Below are 1,723 nucleotides of genomic sequence, written 5' to 3'. Positions count from 1 at the left end.
CAGTCAGGGACTGTTGCGGCTGCGAATCCTGGGCAATTCCTTGGGCATTTTCGGCAGATGCTCCCAGCTGTTTGGCCAATGTCAGGGCTGCTTGCAACACCTCGATCACCTGCTGGCGTTCCAGTTGACCCGCACCGGCCTTCAGTTGAGCTTCAGCGGTCAGCAATAAACCTTTTGCTGCGCGCAATGCGCCGTGACCATCCGTACGCAACTCAAAACCTTCCCCTCTAGGTTTACCGCCACCATAGTGGCGTGGATGAGTGAGGTAACCCAGATGCAGCGCGCTATGTTCGTGATCACTCATTAGCGCCGCGCTGATTTGCGCAGTGGTGTCGTCAATGCGCAACTCGTTGGCTCGTGTACCCTTGAACTCGCGACTTTTGGTCGTCGCTACGGCGTTGAGCTTAGGCAGTTCATAGGGCGGCAGATTGGTCTCGCGGTAGGTGCGGCCCGTGGCGATAGGCTGATCCGGATCGCCATCCAGGAAGCTGATGATCAGTTCCTGATTGACCCGAGGCACGGCCATGGCGCCCCAGGTCGCCCCGGCCCAGCCCTGAGCCACACGAATCCAGCACGAACTCTGGTCGTTGTTTTTGTCCGCGCGATCCCACGGGAACTGCACCTTGACCCGGCCCCATTCATCGCAATAAATCTCTTCCCCTGGCGGGCCGACTACCGTGGCGATMTGCGGGCCGTCGATGCAGGGTTTGTCACGCAATGGGGCTTTCCAATCCGAGGTCCAGCGAATGGCTGTGGCCTGCATCTCGTAGGACGTGCCGCTGCCGCTGCCGAACGCTTCTTCCTCCAGGCTGCTGTGTTGTTTGCCTGCGTGGGTGATGGCGATGGTGCGCCAGCGGTCGTTGAAGTCTTCGCGCGGATGCTCGTTGAGGTCGAACGCCAACCCCGGTTGCAGGCGCGCATCGTCACCTGCCAGATGCGCCAGCTTGGCGTCGTTGCGTAGCGCCGCCAGGCGCGTCTTGGTGAAGGGCTTGCCGGCAATATCGCGCTTGTAGCGGCCGGGATAATCGTAGCGTTCGTAATCCTTGTGCTGGTTGTTCAGGTCCTGGTCGCCGGTGGCGGTGTGCTGCTGGTTGTAGTACGGATGRGTGAAGGTGTAGTCGCGCTGTACCTGGCGTGCGGTGCGCACTTGTTCGGTGTAGTGGAAGCGGKTCAACGCCGGTTCCATGGARTCGCCGCCACCCATGGGCTGGTAGAGCACCGGACATTCGGTGTGGGTGCCAATGGTGCCCAGGCCACCGACGCGGTCGGTAAGGACGAGGGTGTGGCCGTCGGCGCGGTGTTCGAAGGTGTAGAGCAGACCTTCTTCGGCGGCGAGGCGGACGATGAAATCGAGGTCGGTTTCACCGGCCTGCACGCAGTATTCGCGGGGTTGGTGCTCGAAGCAGATTTCAGTGCGGATGTCAGTCAGCTTCTGCTCGGCCAGTACGCTGATGATGATGTCGGGCACGGTCTGGCCCTGGAAGATGCGCCAGTTGGAGCGCAGGTCGAAACGGGCCAAGGTCGGCTCGACCACGGCGGTGTAGCGGGTGCGGCGAAAGCCGGTGTCACCCTGGGTGAACAGGCTGACCAGGCCGTGGACGTAACGCACCGGCGTCTCGCCACGCCATAAGGTAAACAGCCCCGCCAGATCGAGCACCCGATTGAAGTCGATGGCGGCGTTGTGGCTGGCCAGTTCCAGTTCGAGTTTGAACGGCCGGGACAG

General features: G+C 61.6%; 1 protein-coding gene. It reads right to left on the bottom strand.

Annotated elements, in window-relative coordinates; translation table 11 throughout:
- Window positions 1-1,723 (bottom strand): type VI secretion system Vgr family protein (locus tag ACXRVY_RS27415; RefSeq protein ID WP_458238771.1); only part of this gene is annotated, 1,723 nt, incomplete at both ends.

The organism is Pseudomonas sp. P5_A2_2 (genome assembly GCF_054177685.1).
This window is presented reverse-complemented; position numbering and strand designations above follow the sequence as displayed.